The organism is Terriglobales bacterium (assembly GCA_035573675.1).
GTDB lineage: Bacteria > Acidobacteriota > Terriglobia > Terriglobales > Acidobacteriaceae > DATMAB01.
On record DATMAB010000020.1, the window covers coordinates 133,307 to 149,735 of the forward strand.

The 16,429-nt window shown below is 64.4% G+C and carries 14 protein-coding genes; 1 reads left to right on the plus strand and 13 read right to left on the minus strand.

The features are described from left to right. Window positions 1-13 precede the first annotated feature (13 nt). The 5 genes from ftsZ to murC form a co-directional block, all read right to left on the minus strand. A complete protein-coding gene (gene ftsZ, locus VNK82_09870; protein ID HXE91256.1) occupies window positions 14-1,237 on the minus strand; it encodes a cell division protein FtsZ in 1,224 nt (407 codons plus the stop codon). A 73-nt stretch (window positions 1,238-1,310) separates the two neighbouring features. Further along, window positions 1,311-2,558, minus strand: coding sequence for a cell division protein FtsA (ftsA, locus tag VNK82_09875; protein ID HXE91257.1), 1,248 nt, complete (start codon window positions 2,556-2,558; stop codon window positions 1,311-1,313). A 4-nt stretch (window positions 2,559-2,562) separates the two neighbouring features. Beyond that, window positions 2,563-3,591 (minus strand): FtsQ-type POTRA domain-containing protein, encoded by a 1,029-nt coding sequence (locus VNK82_09880; protein ID HXE91258.1) that lies wholly within the window; start codon window positions 3,589-3,591, stop codon window positions 2,563-2,565. A 136-nt stretch (window positions 3,592-3,727) separates the two neighbouring features. Next, window positions 3,728-4,084 (minus strand): hypothetical protein, encoded by a 357-nt coding sequence (locus tag VNK82_09885; protein HXE91259.1) that lies wholly within the window; start codon window positions 4,082-4,084, stop codon window positions 3,728-3,730. 156 nt (window positions 4,085-4,240) lie between these two features. After that, on the minus strand, window positions 4,241-5,665 hold the full coding sequence (gene murC, locus VNK82_09890) for a UDP-N-acetylmuramate--L-alanine ligase (GenBank protein HXE91260.1): 1,425 nt from the start codon (window positions 5,663-5,665) through the stop codon (window positions 4,241-4,243). A 244-nt stretch (window positions 5,666-5,909) separates the two neighbouring features. Here murC and VNK82_09895 point away from each other — a divergent pair, with 244 nt between their 5' ends. Then, window positions 5,910-6,749: a DUF3800 domain-containing protein gene (locus VNK82_09895; GenBank protein HXE91261.1), complete on the plus strand. Its 840-nt coding sequence runs from the start codon at window positions 5,910-5,912 to the stop codon at window positions 6,747-6,749. A gap of 68 nt (window positions 6,750-6,817) precedes the next feature. On the opposite strand, the gene VNK82_09900 is transcribed toward VNK82_09895, so the two are convergent. From VNK82_09900 to VNK82_09935, 8 genes are all read right to left on the minus strand, one after another. Then, complete coding sequence (locus tag VNK82_09900; protein HXE91262.1) at window positions 6,818-7,570, minus strand: hypothetical protein; 753 nt, start codon at window positions 7,568-7,570, stop codon at window positions 6,818-6,820. Window positions 7,571-7,672: 102 nt separating this feature from the next. Further along, window positions 7,673-7,945 carry a hypothetical protein gene (locus VNK82_09905; GenBank protein ID HXE91263.1) on the minus strand — a complete coding sequence of 91 codons (273 nt, stop codon included), beginning with the start codon at window positions 7,943-7,945 and terminating at the stop codon, window positions 7,673-7,675. 258 nt (window positions 7,946-8,203) lie between these two features. Continuing rightward, the gene (gene murG, locus VNK82_09910) at window positions 8,204-9,277 is read right to left on the minus strand and encodes an undecaprenyldiphospho-muramoylpentapeptide beta-N-acetylglucosaminyltransferase (protein ID HXE91264.1); all 1,074 of its coding nucleotides are present in this window, start codon (window positions 9,275-9,277) and stop codon (window positions 8,204-8,206) included. Between the two features lie 286 nt (window positions 9,278-9,563). Further along, window positions 9,564-10,655, minus strand: coding sequence for a putative lipid II flippase FtsW (gene ftsW / locus VNK82_09915; protein ID HXE91265.1), 1,092 nt, complete (start codon window positions 10,653-10,655; stop codon window positions 9,564-9,566). Further along, entirely contained in the window at window positions 10,648-12,063 is a 1,416-nt protein-coding gene (murD, locus tag VNK82_09920) for a UDP-N-acetylmuramoyl-L-alanine--D-glutamate ligase (protein ID HXE91266.1), read from the minus strand. Before murD ends, ftsW begins: the two co-directional genes overlap by 8 nt. Window positions 12,064-12,150: 87 nt before the next feature. Beyond that, a complete protein-coding gene (gene mraY / locus VNK82_09925) occupies window positions 12,151-13,284 on the minus strand; it encodes a phospho-N-acetylmuramoyl-pentapeptide-transferase (GenBank protein HXE91267.1) in 1,134 nt (377 codons plus the stop codon). Between the two features lie 89 nt (window positions 13,285-13,373). After that, the gene (murF, locus tag VNK82_09930) at window positions 13,374-14,762 is read right to left on the minus strand and encodes a UDP-N-acetylmuramoyl-tripeptide--D-alanyl-D-alanine ligase (protein HXE91268.1); all 1,389 of its coding nucleotides are present in this window, start codon (window positions 14,760-14,762) and stop codon (window positions 13,374-13,376) included. Continuing rightward, entirely contained in the window at window positions 14,759-16,285 is a 1,527-nt protein-coding gene (locus VNK82_09935; protein ID HXE91269.1) for a UDP-N-acetylmuramoyl-L-alanyl-D-glutamate--2,6-diaminopimelate ligase, read from the minus strand. Before VNK82_09935 ends, murF begins: the two co-directional genes overlap by 4 nt. Between the last annotated feature and the right edge of the window lie 144 nt (window positions 16,286-16,429).

Sequence of the window (16,429 nt, forward strand, 5' to 3'; positions counted from 1 at the left end):
AATCAACCGCTCCCTAGCGCGCCTCTCCCCTCCTGCGGATGAACGTCGGCACGTCCAGGTCGTCCTGCTCCACCACCGCCGCCACCGATTCCCGCACCGTGTCGAGCGCCGCACCCTCACGGCGTGTCCCGCCCGCTGCGACTGCCGCCGGCACGCGCTGGCCTGCCGCTGCTGGCACATAAGCTGCGGCCATGCGTGTGGCCGCCAGCGCCGCTGCCGCCTGCGACACCACGCTCTCCCGGCGCTGGGGCATCGAGGTCTTGAACCCGGTGGCGATCACCGTGATCTTGACCTCGTCCTTCATCTGCTCATCCTGGACCGCGCCGAAGATGATGTTGGCGTCTTCGTGCGCCGCCGTCTGGATGATGGTGGAAGCTTCGTTCACTTCCGCCAGCCGCAGCGTGCTCGAGCCGGTGATGTTGATCAGGATGCCGCGTGCGCCGTCGATGGCTCCCTCCTCCAGCAGCGGCGAGGCGATGGCCTTCTGCGCCGCTTCCAGCGCGCGCCGTTCTCCCTTGGCCGTGGCCGTGCCCATCACCGCGTGCCCCATACCGGCCATGATGGTCTTCACGTCGGCGAAGTCGCGGTTGATGATGCCCGGGATGGTGATGATGTCGGAGATGCCCTGTACGCCCTGCCGCAGGATGTCGTCGGCGATGCGGAAGGACTCGAAGAACCCTGCGTCCTGGGCCACGCCCAGCAGTTTTTCGTTGGGGATCACCAGGACGGTGTCCACGCACTCCACTAACTCCGCCAGGCCCCGTTCCGCCTGCTGGCGCCGGCGCTTGCCCTCGAAGGCGAATGGCTTGGTCACCACCGCCACGGTCAGCGCGCCCATCTCTGTCGCCAGCGACGCAATGATGGGCGCGGCGCCGGTGCCGGTGCCCCCGCCCAGGCCGGTGGTGACGAACACCATGTCCGCGCCTTCCAGCGCTTCGATGATCTTGTCCGTGTCCTCGAGCGCCGCTTTGCGGCCCACTTCGGGGTTGGCGCCCGCGCCCAGGCCGTTGGTGAGCTTGACGCCGAGCTGGATCTTCACCGGAGCCTTGGAGAGCTCGAGGGCCTGCTGGTCGGTGTTGGCCACGATGAACTCCACGCCTTCCATGCGCGCGGTAATCATGCGGTTCACCGCGTTCCCGCCGCCGCCGCCCACGCCGATCACCTTGAGCCTGGCCTTGTTGCGCGCTTCCTCGTGGAACTTGATGCGGATGTCGCCGTTCCCTGTTCCTTCGCTCATATCCTCCTCGCTTCAGGCTGTGTGCTGGTCTCGCGCGCCCCCGGAGCTCACCCAGGCAGCGCAGGCCGTTCGCTCACCTTGCGTGTCCATTGGTTCCGTTGCCGTTGCCGTTTTTTCCGAACATCGCTTTCAACCGCGCCAGCAGGCTTTCCGGCTGCGGGCCACGAGCCGCCAGAGCACGGTGCCCATAAAAGATCATTCCCAAGGCCGTGGAGAACTCGGGCTCCGCCAGCGCCGCGGGCATCTTGTCCAAAACTGCGGGAGCCGCCGCGCGCACCGGGCGCTTGAGGATCTCCTCGGCTACCTGCGCCATGCCGCGCAGGCGGGAGCCGCCGCCGGTCAGCACCAGCCCGGCGCCACAGAGTTCGAGCACGCCGGCGTGCGCCAGATTGTCCCGCAGCATCTCGAAGAGTTCCTGCGCCCGTGGCTCCAGGATCTCCGCCAGCGAGCGCTGCGGCATGAGACGTGATGGGCGGTCGCCCACCGAAGGCACCTCGATCTCGTTGCCTTCGGGTACGCGGCTGACCAGCGCGCTGCCGGAGGCGCACTTGATCTTCTCGGCGTCGGCCAGCGGAGTCCGCAGACCGACGGCTACATCATTGGTGAAATGATCGCCGCCGATGGGCACCACCGCGGTATGCACAACCGCGCCTTCGTGATAGACGATGATGTCCGTCGAGCCCGCTCCGATATCGGCCAGGCACACGCCCAGTTCGCGCTCGTCGGGACGCAGGATGGCATCAGCCGAAGCCAAGGGCTCGAACACAGTGTCGTCCACCTGTACGCCGGCCCGGTTCACGGCGCTCACCACCGTCTGGGTGGCGGCTGCGGCTGCCGTCACCATGTGAACTTTCGCTTCCAGGCGGCTGCCCAGCATGCCCAGCGGGTCACGGATGCTGCTCTGTTCGTCGAGCAGGAACTCCTGTGGCAGCAGGTGCAGGACTTCGCGGTCGGCAGGCAGCACCACCCCGCGCGCTTTCTCCACCGCCAGGCGCACATCCTCGCGGGTGATCTCGCGCGGCCTCGCCGCCACACTGACGCCACCGCGGCTGTTGATGCCGCGGATGTGCGCCCCGGAAACGCCCACCAGAGCGCGTTCGACCGGGGCTCCGGCCGCTTCCTCGGCCAGTTCGCAGGCGCGCTGGATTCCGGCCACGGCTTTCTCCAGATCCACGATGGCGCCTTTGCGCGTCCCGCGTGACTCGGTGACGCCGTGGCCGCGGTAGCGCAGACCGCTCTCCCCGATCTCCGCCACCAGCACACAGGTCTTCGAGCTGCCCATGTCGATGGCGGTGACGAAACTCCCTTGTGCCTGCGGCATGGGCCTAGCGTTTTCCTTTCCTGGTCGCCGTGCGGGAGGTCTGGACCGTAGGTTTCGGCGGAGCGGCGGACTTCACCGGCGACGTCGAGCGCGAATCCGGGTTGACGATGATCTGCCGGTCGTAGCGCAGGTCCACCGACTCCAGCTTCTGGAACTGCTGCCGCCACTCGGCGGCGTGCGCGATGTAGACCTTGTAGCGCTTGAGGTAGTGCGCTGAGCCCAGGTGGATGAGCACCGCGCCGGCCGGATCCGCCACCAGCACCTTCACGTCCTCCGGGTCGCTGAGGTCCACTTCGCTCAGATCCCGGGAGTAGTTGCCGCCCTCGGAATCCAGGTCGCGCACCAGTTCGTCGTAGATCTTCATGCGCGCGGCGCGAGTCGAGAGCGGCTCGTTCTCGTTCATCCCCAGGATGACGGGGAAAGAATATCCGGCGGCGCGGCCGGGCGGCATTTCCATGATGACGCCGGCGCCATCGACCAGGGCGATGCGCGAGCCCGTGCGCGTGAACGCGACGGGCGTGCGCTCGCGCACTTCGACCTTAATGCGGTCGGGAAGCAGGCGCATCACCGTCGCGGATTCCACCCAGGAAATCTCCTGCAGCTCCTTCTTGCGTTCTTCCAGGGGGACGGAAAAGACCTGGCGTCCGATGTCGGAACGGAAAACGGCGAGCACCTGGGCGGGCGCGACTTTCTCGATGCCCGCGATCTCGATGTGATCGGCGGAGTCCATTCGGAAGCGCGCGGAACGCGCTCCGTACCCGTAGACCAGCGTCACCGCGCTGCTCACCAGTCCCACAAGCGTCAGGACCATGAGCATCTGCTTCAAGCGGTCGGCGGTGCGTCTGGGAAGGGGCGCGCGGCGGACCGGGATGCGCTTCTCGGCCCGCAGGAACGGCGATTCTTCCTCGGCGTCAAGGTCCAGTTCGCGAGGGAATTCGTCTTCGCCGGATTCGTCTGCTGGGCGCGCGTAACGGCCGCGCGCTGGAACCGGAGACCTGCCCGTTCGGGCAATGAAACCTTCGTCTCGCGCCATGCGCTAGGTCGAGTTGTCGCGCGGAAGAATCGCCACTGACACTATAACTTCATTTGCTCAAAATCCGCACAGAAATTTTCCACGCCGGTGATGTTTTCGGATGGGTAACGCGGGCGGCCTGGAATCAGCCGCTCGCTTAGAGCCTGTAGCCCTGCTGTGGCAGCGGGCGGGCCTGGGCGCGCAGGTTGCGGCTCTGGTTATTGCACGGCGGGATGCCCTCGGCGGGCTGGGGCGCTTCCCGCTCGAGGTTCCGTTCGACCCGAGAAGCGCGGTCGGCCAGGCGCACGGCCGAGTCGATGTCTCCCAGCGCCATCTCCATCTGGGAGAACAGGTACAGTACCCGGGGATCATCCACCTGGCTGGCGGGAGGGGCGCTGAAGTCGGCGGCGTGCGCGGTTTCCGAAGCGGGCACCGGAAGGAACGGTTGCGCCGCAGTGAAGATGACCGCGAAAGCCGCCACCAGGATCACCAGCCGGATTGCGATCGGATTCACGTGCCGTTCTCCCTCGTACCCCCTTTGCGCTGGGTTACGCATCGGGTGAGCTTCCGGTTCCAGAACCGTGCTCCCTTCTATAGACGCTGCAGGGACGAAATCGTATGAGCCAATTCCAGAGTGGACTGCGTTTTTTTCGGACACATGGAAGCCGAACTATGGTTTCTGGGAGACAGGCTGCGCCTGTGCCCGTAGTTGCTCCAGGATTTGGGAGCCGAGGTGAGAAACATTGCCCGCGCCCAAGGTGAGGATCATGTCGCCCTCCTGGGCTCGCGACGCAACCGCTGCCGCGGCTTCCGCGAAGGAAGGCGCATAGATCGCTTCTCTGCCGCCCTTTTCGCGGATACACTGCGCCAGAGCTTCGCCGGTGACGCCGGGAATGGGGCTTTCGCTGGCGGCGTAGATATCCAGGATGAACAGAGAATCAGCCGCCGCGAAGGCGGTGGCGAATTCGTCCAGCAGCAGTTGGGTTCGGGTGTAACGGTGGGGCTGGAAGATGACGTGGATGCGGCCGTAGCCGCAGGAACGGGCCGCAGCCAGCGTCGCGCGCACCTCGGTGGGATGGTGGCCGTAATCGTCGATCACGGCGACGCCGCGGACGGCGCCACGCAACTGGAACCGGCGATCCACGCCGCGAAAGCCTTCCAGCGCGTCACGAATCTGCGCGGACGGGATGTCGAGGCCCACACCGACGGCCACGGCTGCGGTGGCATTCAGCACATTGTGGGCGCCGGGAACGCGTACGCGGAATTCGCCCAGGTTCTGCCCGCGGTAACGCACGGTGAAGCGGCTCACCGGGCGTTCCTGCACGGTGCCGGGTTCGACGGCGCCAAGCGTGAGGCAGAAATCAGCATCGTCGCCGGTGCCATAGGTGACCACGCGACGGGAGAGCCGTGGCACCAGCTTGCGCAGATGGCGGTCGTCCCGGCACAGGATAGCCATGCCGTAGAAGGGCAGGCGCTCGATGAAGTCACGGAAGGCGCGCAGCACGTCCCGCATGTCGCGATAGCAGTCCATGTGCTCGCGGTCGAGGTTGGTCACCACGGCGAGGATGGGAGAGAGCTTGAGAAAGGAGCGGTCACTCTCATCGGCTTCGGCCACGAGGTACTGGGATTTGCCCAGACGGGCGTTAGAGCCCATGGCATCCACGCGTCCGCCGACGACTACCGTGGGATCCAAACCACCTGCGGCCAGAACCGCCGCGACCATGGAAGTGGTGGTGGTCTTGCCGTGCATGCCGGCGATGGCGATGCCGTACTTCAGGCGCATCAACTCAGCCAGCATCTCCGCGCGCGGGATGACCGGAATGTGATAGCGGTGCGCTTCCAGCACTTCCGGGTTGTCGGGGGCGATAGCCGAACTGGTGACGACGACTTCGGCACCCTGCACGTTTTCCGCACGATGACCTTCGAGGACGGTGGCGCCCAGCGTGCGGAGACGCTCGGTCACAGCGGACAGCTTGAGGTCGGAGCCGGAAACCTTGTAACCCAGCGTCAGCAGGACCTCGGCGATGCCACTCATGCCGATGCCGCCGATGCCGACAAAATGAACGCGTTGGATGCGAGCGAACGTAGCTACCAGCTCCTAGCGGCTAGCTTCCAGCTTTGGCTCCTAGCCATTGGCTCTCAGCTTAAACCCTCATCAACATAGCCTAAGACATCGCCGGCCACAGGTGGGTCAACTCCGAAGTACCGAAGACTGGGCTACCCCCTACCCCGTCCAATGGAATCAACCAGTTAGGGGGGCAATAATATAGTTGACTAACCACGCTCAGAATCGGAAGCGCGGTGACAGGGTGCGCGATGGGTGTGTGGCCAGGCAGTACATGCGGGTACTCGCCCAGCTCGTGCATCCCGCCGCTGGCCCGGATACTCTGTTCGTTGTGCTTAAGGTGTATTTGGACGAAAGCGGAATTAACCGGGATGCGTTCGTCTGTGTGGTGGCTGGGTACGCCGCCAATACCGCCAGATGGAAGAAATTTGAGAAGGACTGGGCCTCGATCCTTAAGCGTTACAGAGTTGCCGAGTTTCACGCCAAGGACTTCTTCCGTCGAGATGAGGACGGGAATCCTCTGCACGAGCATTACCGACACCTGGGGCGCGACGGGGCAAATGCCTTCCTGAATGATTTGATAAACGCAATCAACAAGGCCAAGCCCAAAATGATTGGCAAGGCGGTTCTGGTCGAGGACTTTTTCTCGTTCAGCCTAGGGGAGAGGCGGTATCTGACTGGCGCACAGTACGACCCGACTGCCAAGAAGTTCCTTAGCAGCGGTGCTCCCGAGACGCACTTCCATGTGCCCATGCAGGCTGTCGTAATCAATGCGGCCCTGGGGGCGAAGAGGCTCAAAGAGAAGGCCCACTTCGTGTGTGACCGTCAAGACGAATACGCTCCGCTAGTGGTGGAGAGGTTCGCGGAGATTGCGAAGCGGAATCCCGATTTGCCGCTAGGCGATTTGGTTCACTCCGACAGCAGGGATGTGTGTGCCTTGCAGGCCGCAGATTTGGCTTGCTGGGGAGCAAGCGTCTACGCCAAGAAACGCTTCAAGAAGAACGAAACGGAGACGGATTATATGGTCCGCCGCCTTCTGGAGCGCGAGGCTGATTTTGAACTGATGGATGCACGAAAGCTGCGCCTTCTTCTTGAGGGCTTTCATGGGCAATAATATAGGTGACTAACCAAGCCAGTCCCGCCCAAAATCGGAAGCGCCGTGACAGGGGACGCGATGGGTGTCTACAGAAGTCCAATCTTGAGGCACTCCGCTTTTGTCGCGGCGATGATCCCCGAGACTTTGCGGATAAGAGCGTCCAGTTTAGCCTCGACTGGTTTGCCTTTCATGATCTCGATTTCCCCGAACGCTACCGCAAAGGAGACGTGTACCTTGTAGCGGATTTTCGTTCCCGGTCTGACGGCAGCGTATATCAACTCGTCTTTGTCGCCGTCCCATCCGCAGTAGGGGATGCGGAACGGTCCACTCACCTCCATCCGTTCAACGTGAAGCGGCCCAGTGCTCATTCCGATAGGCACAATCAGGCGGTGCTTCGAAGCATTACAAAGTTCGTTCAATGCCCAAAGGGCATCATCCCCTCCCTTGTAAGGCTTGAAGCTCGCAAAAAGCGCATGAATCTCCTTCGGGAAATTTTTGCAGGCACTACCCAGGCGGCTTTTGAAGTCAGCTTCCGTAGCGGAGAACGGAAAGTGAACGTTACCAGAATCGCCGCCAGCAAGCGTAGCAACACTAGAAGCCGCGAGGTCAAGAGCTGCCCGGAGACTCTCCAGGACACCGGAAACTCGGTGGGTCAGGACTTCCGGCAAGGGTTTAGCGAGTTTGATCTTGTGGAGTTCATAGATTCCTTCGTCATCCATCTCGGTCACGGCAATGTGGGGGTTACTCTTGAGGAATCTGCGACATCTCCCCTTGAACTGCTTGAAGTCGCGCTTTGCCCACGCGATTCGTTTCCGGGAATCATCGAAGGGTCGCTTCATGGCATGACCGGAGAAACTGCCACAATGCGCACGGGTGACCCAGGCAGGCGGGGCAGTAGCAGCGGATGGCTTCTTGGAGGGGCTTAGGTTTCATCATGGCACCTAGTTCACAGGATCAGTCTCAGCCTTCAGTCGCAGAATTGCTTGCTCAAGCAAGTGCAGCGCTTGAACAGGATTTTCAAGACTCGCTGAGGAAACTTCGGCTGCGCTATGTCCCTGGAAACGCTGAACAGCATCCGCGATTCCAGCCTCTTGAGCAATGCGAAGAAGCGCCCCCATGCCAGCCTTTAGCAGCACGATCTCCCGTTGCTGGTGGAACACAAGCTCAAGCAGCCGAAGAGTCTCCAGCTTCGATAGAAACATCGGAGGTTGCATCGGAGAGTTCGTCATGACCCCACACTACACGAAGGGGCAGGGTTAGTCAGGTACATTATTGCCGTTAGGGGCGGAGATCTCGACAGGTCTCGGAATCTAAAGGAGTTACGGGCAAAGTCTCGTCCGCAAAGTACTTAGCTTTCCGAGAATAGAACCGGACTTATGTTAGCATTCCGTAATTCACCTGTCAAGCAAGAATATCCGATTGAGTCGTCCCAGGAATCGCTTGTTGGGCACCGCTGGAAGGCGGTCCCGGATTCAACGGCCTGCGGCAGTCATTACTAGGCGCGCGATGGCTCCGGCGGCGTCGTGATGGGCGAGGCGGCGGGCGGCTTCGGACATGGAGCGCAGACGAGCGCGGTCGGCGAGCAAGTCGCGTACCGTTTCCACCAGGCGATGAGCGGTGAGTTCGGACTGCGGCAACAACACAGCGGCCCCGGCTTTCGACAACGCTTCGGCGTTGCGATGCTGGTGGTCATCGGCCGCGCGCGGAAAGGGCACGAAGATGGCGGGCCGGCCGGCAGCGGCGACTTCGGCGACGGTGGAGGCGCCGGAGCGGCACAGCAGCAGGTCGGCCTCAGCGAACGCTTCCCACATGCGCTCGATAAAGCGGGAAACGACGGAGTTGGGGCCGGCGCGCTCGTAGGCCGCAAGCACGGCTTCGAAGTCGCGCTCGCCGGTCTGGTGCAGGACGCGCAGACCGGGAATGTTCCTGTTGAGCAAGGCTGCAGCTTCCATCATGACGCGATTGAGCGGCGCAGCGCCCTGGCTGCCTCCGAAAACCAGGAGCGTAGGCGATCCTGTGCCTTCGCGCGAGCCGAGGCTGAAAAATTCCTTGCGCACGGGCGTGCCGGTGATGTGGGCGTTGCGGAAGTGCCGCGCCGTCTCCGGAAACTGCACCGCCGCAGCCGTGACCCAGCGGGCTACGAGGCGGTTGGCAAAACCGGGCACGACGTTGGATTCGAAAGCAACGCACGGAATGCCGGCCATCACGGCCGCCAGCATGGCGGGACCGGAGGCATATCCGCCCACGCCCAGCACAGCCTGGGCACGGAAGCTGCGCACCAGGCGTCGCGAACGGAGGATGGCGCGCGGGAGCCCCAGGGATGTTGAAAGACGCGTGGCGAGGGTGACGTTCTTGAGGGGACCGACGTCGATCAGTTCGAGGTCAAAACCAGCGGCGGGGACCAGGCGGGTTTCGATGCCCCGGGCGGTGCCGATAAACAAGAGTTCGGCGCCGTGTTCTTCCTTGAGAACACGCGCGATAGCCAGAGCGGGGATGACGTGGCCTCCGGTGCCGCCGCCGGCGATAACGATGCGCGGGGTGTCGATTGGGTGCCGTCCCTTCGGGACTCGATTTCGTTCTCATGCTAACCCGGCACTTACGTACCGGGCTATCGAATTGCCGTCGCTTCGCGACTGACGGGTTGCGGCACCCTCCCCTTGCCGGCTCGCCTACGCTCGCGGCCGGTCGGGCGCAAGTCGTGCACATGGCTCCAGACGGCACGCCTGAAGGCGTGCCCCTCCGAAATCGAGGCTCCTTTGAGGTTTTCCGCAACCTGTGAAGTCATGCCCTGACACGAACCTCAGCCAGGATCACGGAAAGGCCGAATCAACATCAATCCGTGTGCTGGGTGATGTTGAGCAGCACACCGATGGAGGCCAGGGTGACGAACAGCGAAGACCCGCCGTAGGAAACCAGGGGCAGGGGGATACCTTTGGTGGGCATCAGGCCGAGGACCACACTGATGTTCAGGAAAGCCTGCACAGCCACCATGGCGGTGATACCGGCAGCGAGCAGGCGGGCAAAGGGCTCCGAGGCGGCGTTGGCGCAGCGAATGCCGCGGTACAGGAACACGGTGATCAGCGCCAGCAGGATGAGCGCGCCGACCAGGCCGGTTTCTTCCGCGGCCACGGCGAAAATGAAGTCGGTATGCGGCTCCGGCAGGTAGAAGAGCTTCTGCTTCCCTTCCATCAGCCCGGTGCCGAAGACTCCGCCGGCGCCCACGGCAATCAGAGACTGAATGACGTGGAAGCCGCGGCCCAGCGGGTCCGAGTATGGGTCGAGGAAGGCGAGGATGCGCTCGTAGCGCCATTTGACACGGAACACCAAGAAGTACAGGGGCACGAGCGAGGCCGCCGCGGCGATGCCGAAATAGCGCAGGCGCAGTCCGGCGAGGAAGAGAAGAACGGCGGCGATCAGGACCACGACGATGGCGGTGCCGAGATCCGGTTGCTTCACGATGAGCGCGGCGAACAGCAGGATGGGGACAGTGGCGGGCAGCAGCGTGTTGCGCCAGTCATCGAGGGCACGCAGGCGTGTTTCCAGGAACCAGGCCAAATACAGGATGAGCGCGGGCTTGGCCAGTTCCGAAGGCTGGAAGGAGAAAGCGCCCAGGCGGATCCAGCGGTGCGTGTTGGCGGTGCGATCGAGAAAAAAGACCGCAACCAACAGCAGCGTGGTGAGGCCCAACAGCGAGAACACCACCGCCGGGTGCCGCAAACGGCGGTAATCCACGTGCATGAGCGCGACCATGGCGGCCAGGCCCGCAGTGGCCCAGGCCATCTGGCGAAAGAGGAAGTGGTAGGGCGACCCGAAGCGCTCCGCGGCCATGACGGCGGAAGCGCTGAACACCATGACCAAGCCGGAGAAAACCAGCAGCAACGTGGCTGTGAACAGCGTCTTATCCACGCTGACGCGCTTAGCCATGCGCCTGGGCGCCTCCCTCACCGGGGATGGTAGCGGCGGCTGGGCCTTTGGCGCGGGCCTCCAGCGCGGCCACGGCTTCCTTGAAGACCCGGCCACGGTGCTCGTAGTTCTGGAACTGGTCGAAGCTGGCGCAGGCCGGGGCGAGCAGCACGATCTCGCCGGGTGAGGCGGCTTCGGCGGCGCGGCGAACAGCGTTTTCCAGGGTCTCGGCGCGGAGGACGTCGGCCGCCCCTGCGATCTGGCGCTCAATCTTCTCCGCGGCTGCGCCGATGGTATAGACGCGGCGGGCGCGCTCCTTTAAAAGCGGAGCGAGCACGGAGTAGTCGCTGCCCTTATCCTTGCCGCCCAGGATGATGTGGATGCCGCCGGGGAAAGACTCCAGCGCCTTGATGGCGGCATCGACGTTGGTGGCCTTGGAGTCGTTGTAGAACTCGACGCCGTTGAGCGTGGCCACGTACTCCAGGCGGTGCTCGACCGCCTTGAACTCGGAGACGGCGCTGGCCACGCGCCGCGGCTCGGCGCTCACGATGCGGCCGCAGCAGGCCGCCGCCAGCACGTTTTCCAGATTGTGCGCCCCCTTGAGGGGAATGCCGGAGACGGGCATGATCTCCTGCCGGTCGTTCTCGTCATCGCGCCACCAGATCTTGCCGTCGGCGGCCCAGGCGCCGGCTTCGACTTCGCTCTTGCGGCTGAACCAGCGCACCCGCGCGCGCGTCTTCCTGGCCAGATCGCGGCAGGTGGGGTCGTCGAAGTTAAGCACCGCGAAGTCGCTTTCCTTCTGGTTCTCGAAGATACGGGCCTTGGCCGCCACGTAGTTTTCGAAGCTACGGTGGCGGTCGAGATGGTCGGGCGAGACGTTGAGCACTACCGCGATTTCGGGATGAAAGCTGTGGATGGTCTCGAGCTGGAAGCTGGAAATCTCGAGAACAACGTAGGTGTCTGACGTGCAGTCCGCGACCAGGGAAATGGCCGGGGTTCCGATGTTGCCGCCGACCAGGGTCTCGTAGCCGCCCCAGGAGATCACTTCCCCGGTGAGGGCGGTGGTGGTGGTCTTGCCGTTGGAGCCCGTGATGGCGACGATGTGTCCGGCGAGGAAGCGCGAAGCCAGCTCGACCTCACCGATCACGGGAACCCCCAGGGCGCGGGCCTGCTCGAGTTGGGGCACGTCCACGGGCACGCCGGGACTGACCACGATGAGGTCCTGGTCGCGGAAGGTGCGCTCGCCGTGGCCGCCGGCCTCGACGGCGATGCCGGCATCGAGCAGGGCGGGGATTTCCTGGCGCAGTTCCTCCTCAGTCTTGGCGTCGCTCACGGTGACGCGCGCCCCGCGGGCCTTCAGGAACAAGGCTGAGGCCACGCCCGACTTGCCCAGGCCGACGACGAGGATGCGTTGGTTGTTAACGTCCACGTGCAGTTCTCAGTTCTCGGTTCTCAGTTCTCAGATTTCAGCCGTCCGTTTGCCAGCCACGCATCATTCTGACACGAGTCGGTGAGGTCATCGCAGCTTCAAGGTGGTCAGAGCAAAGAGTGCAAACACCAGGGAGGAGATCCAGAAACGCACGATGATCTTGGACTCCGACCAGCCCAGCAGCTCGAAATGATGGTGCAGAGGGGCCATTTTGAAGATGCGTTTCTTGCGCGTCTTGTAGGAGGCCACCTGCAGGATGACCGAGAGCGCCTCGATCACGAAGATGCCGCCAATAAAGGGCAGCAACAGCTCCTGCTTGATGAGTACCGCCACGGTGCCGATGGCGCCGCCCAGGGCGAGCGAGCCCACGTCGCCCATGAAGATCTCCGCCGGGTGGGCGTTGTACCAGAGGAAGCCGATACAGGCGCCGACCATGGCACCGCAGAAGATGGTGAGCTCGTGAATCTGCGGGATGCGCTGCAGCTCCAAGTAGCTGGCAAAGACGGCGTGCCCGCTCACATAGCTCAGGACCGCCAGGGCGCCGGCGGCAATCACGCTGCAACCGATGGCCAGGCCGTCGAGGCCGTCGGTGAGGTTGACGGCGTTCGAGGAGCCGACGATGACCAGCGCCACAAAAGCGATGAAGGGGAGGTAAGCCAGCGGCCACAGGTGCGGGTCGGAAAGCAGCGGGGGAATGGCCATGTCCGGGCGCAGGTTCTTGAAGAAGGGCACCAGCAGCACCGTGGAGTACTCGCCGCGTGCACGCAGAAGAACCAGAGCGACCGCGACCATCACGCTGACCAGGATCTGCAGGGTGAGCTTGGTGCGGCCGGTCAGTCCCAGATTGCGGTGATGGACGACCTTCAGATAATCATCGGCAAAGCCGATGGCGGCGAAGGCCAGCGTGGCGACGACGGCGATCCAGATGAACTTGTTGCTGAGATCGGCCCACAGGAGCGTGGGCACGACTACCGCAATGGTGATGAGCACGCCGCCCATGGTGGGCGTACCCGCCTTCTTCTGATGGGCCTGGGGACCCTCTTCGCGGATGTACTGGCCGATCTGAAACTGGCGCAGGCGGCGGATGACGGCCGGGCCGATGATGAGCGTGATGGCCAGCGCCGTCAGACTGGCGAACGCGGTGCGAAACGTGAGGTAACGGAAAAGGCGGAAGGGCGAGAAGTATTCGAACAGTTGCTGGTAGAGCAGCCAGTAGAGCAATCAAGACCCCGTTTCTCGTTTCTCGTTTCGCGTTTCGCGTTTCTCGTGTCTCGTGGTTGGTTTTTCGAGAAACGAAAAACGAGAAACCTTCAACCTGTTGTCGCAGCCGCTTCGCGGCGTGCTTGCCAGACTTCCAGCGCTTTCTCCAGACGCACCCCGCGGGAGGCCTTCAGCAGCACGACATCGCCTGCGACGACCTCGCGAGCCAGCCACTCACCCGCCTCTTCGGGAGTGGTCAGGAAGCTGGCTTCGACGCCGGCGGCGCGGGCGCCTGCGACGATATGTTCGGCGTTCCCGCGCACGCCGATCAGCACATCGATGCCGGCCTGGGCCAGATGCGCGCCGCAGCGGCGATGCAGTTCCGCCGCCGAAGATCCGAGCTCGAGCATCTCTCCCGCCACCACGATGCGCCGGCGGGCGGAAATGCCGGCCAGCGTATCCACCATCGCGTCCAGCGCACGCGGGTTGGAATTGTAGCAATCGTTGACCACGGTGGCCCCGGCGAGCTCCAGCACCTGGCCGCGCTTTTCGCCCGCCTGCAGGGAGGCTAGAGCTCGGGCGATATCGTCGAGCGGGATGCCGCGCTCCAGCGCCACAGCCACCGCGGCCAGAGCGTTGTAGATGCTGTGACGGCCGAGCAACGGCAGGGAGGCGGAACAACGCGCGCCGCCGGCTACGACCTCGAAACGGCTGCCGCGCAGGCCGAGGTCTTCCACGGCTTCCGCGCGGACATCGGCGGGATGGTTAAGCGCGAAGGTCACGACGCGGCCAGCGAAGTCACGGCCGAAGCGGGAGACGTATTCATCGTCGGCGTTGAGCACAGCCACACCGCTCGCGGGCAGGGATTCGATGAGCTCGTACTTGGCGCGCGCGATCTCGGCCACGGAAGCGAAGAATCCCAGGTGCACGGGCGCGACGTTGGTGACGACTCCCAGATCGGGGCGAGAGATGCGCCCCAAGGCCGCGATCTCGCCTCGATGCGACATCGCCAGCTCGACCACGGCGACCTGGTGCTCCGGCTCCAGGCGGAGCAACTGCAGCGGCAGGCCGAAATGGTTGTTCAGATTGCCCTCCGACTTCATCACGCGAAACTTAAGGGAAAGCAGGGCTGCGATAGCTTCCTTGGTGGTGGTCTTGCCGGTCGAACCGGTGACGGCCACCAGTGGGCCGCCCCAGGTGCGACGCGCGGAGGCGGCCAGGGCCTGCAGGGCAGCCAACGTGTCTTCCACCACCAGTAGGCGGGAACGGGCGCTGAACTCCGAAACCTTGGCACGGCTGACGACGGCGGCCACGGCTCCTGCCGCGAGCGCCTGAGCGACGAAATCGTGGCCGTCGAGCCGCTCGCCCTTGACCGCGAAGAACAGTTCGCCCGGCTTGACGGTGCGGGAATCGATGGAGTAGCCCTCGGCAACGGCGGCGGGATCGAATTCTCCGGTCGCCGCCGTGAACTCCGCCACGCGCTGGAGGGAAAGCTTCATGGGCGGCCTCCGGCAGCAGTGGCCTCCATGCCCTGCGGCGCGAAACCGGCGGCGTGCAGCGCTTCGCGGGCGACTTCGACATCGTCGAAGGGAAGGCTGCCGGCGGCGCTTACCTGCACGCGCTCGTGGCCCTTGCCGGCGATGAGCACGATGTCACCGGGCCGGGCCTCAGCGAGGGCGCGCGCGATGGCGCGGCGGCGGTCGGGCTCCACGACGTGGCGCGTGCCGGTCTTCTGCAGGCCGACCAGGGCGTCGTTGATGATGGCCAGCGGGTCTTCGCTGCGTGGATTGTCCGACGTGAGGATGACGAAATCGCTGCCCCGTCCGGCTGCCTCCCCCATGAGCGGCCGCTTCGTGCGGTCGCGATCGCCGCCGCAACCGAAGAGGGTGATGACGCGTCCGGTGCGGCCTTCCCGGGTGACGAAGGAGCGGGCGAGGGAGGTGAGGTTGCGCAGGGCGTCGTCGGTGTGGGCGTAGTCCACGACGACGGCGAAGGGCTGGCCGCAGTCCACGGATTCGAAGCGGCCCGGCACGCGGCGCACCGCGGCCGCGCCGCGACGGACGGCCTCAAGCGAGCACCCGCGGGCGATCGCCGCCGCAGCCGCCGCCAGGATGTTGTACACGTTGACGCGGCCGATCAGACTGGAAGTCACGGCTACATCGCCGCGGGGCGTGCTGAGGACGAATGCCGTCCCCTGCGGACGCAGTTCGATCCGCATGGCGCGGATGTCGCCGCGCTCGATGCCGTACGTGACCACCTGCGACCCTTGCGATTTTGCGAACGGCACCAGACGCACGCCGTAATCGTCGTCGGCGTTCAGGATGGCGGCGCGCGGCGGCTCCGCTCCGCAGCCGGCGAACAGGGATTTCTTGGCTTCGAAGTAGTCGTCGAAGTCGCGGTGGTAATCCAGGTGGTCACGGGTCAGGTTGGTGAAAACGGCCACGTCGAAGGGCAAGCCGTAGACGCGCTGCTGCGCCAGCGCGTGCGAGGAAACCTCCATCACCATCTCGCTGGCGCCATGCCGCGAAGCCCGGTCGAGCAAGGCGTGGATCTCGAGCGGTTCCGGAGTGGTGTGGGGAGCGGGCAGGACCTCCGGCCCGACGTGGTACTCGACGGTGCCGATCAAAGCCGCCGTCCGGCCCATGGCGCCCAGCATGGCTTCCGCCAGGAAGGCGGTCGTGGTCTTGCCGTTGGTGCCGGTGATGCCGGTGAGCTTCATGCGCACCGCAGGACGCCCATAGAAGTTCGCGGCCAGCCCGGCCAGGGCCTGGCGACCGTGGGGAACGTGGGCCCAGGCGATGCCGGGGTGAGGGGCGCTTTCGGTGGTGTCGCTCACTACCGCCACAGCGCCGCAGGCGATGGCGTCCTCGATAAAGCGGTTGCCGTCCGTGGTCTCGCCGCGCATGGCCACAAACAGGTCGCCGGGCGAGATGCGCCGGGAATCGTACTGCAGGCCGGTGATCTCGGGATTCCCGCGCTGGGCCAGGGTTTCGACGCCGTCGAGGAGCTGGCGAAAAGTCATCGGTTGTTTTCGATTATAGACACCGCAGGACGCGTTTTTCCGGGGCTAACGCCCCGCCTGGCGCCGCACCTACGCGGGCAGAAACCCCGCTCTCGCACCCAAAACCCAAGAGCTGCTTTCCCACCCAAGACCCGAACTCCGCTT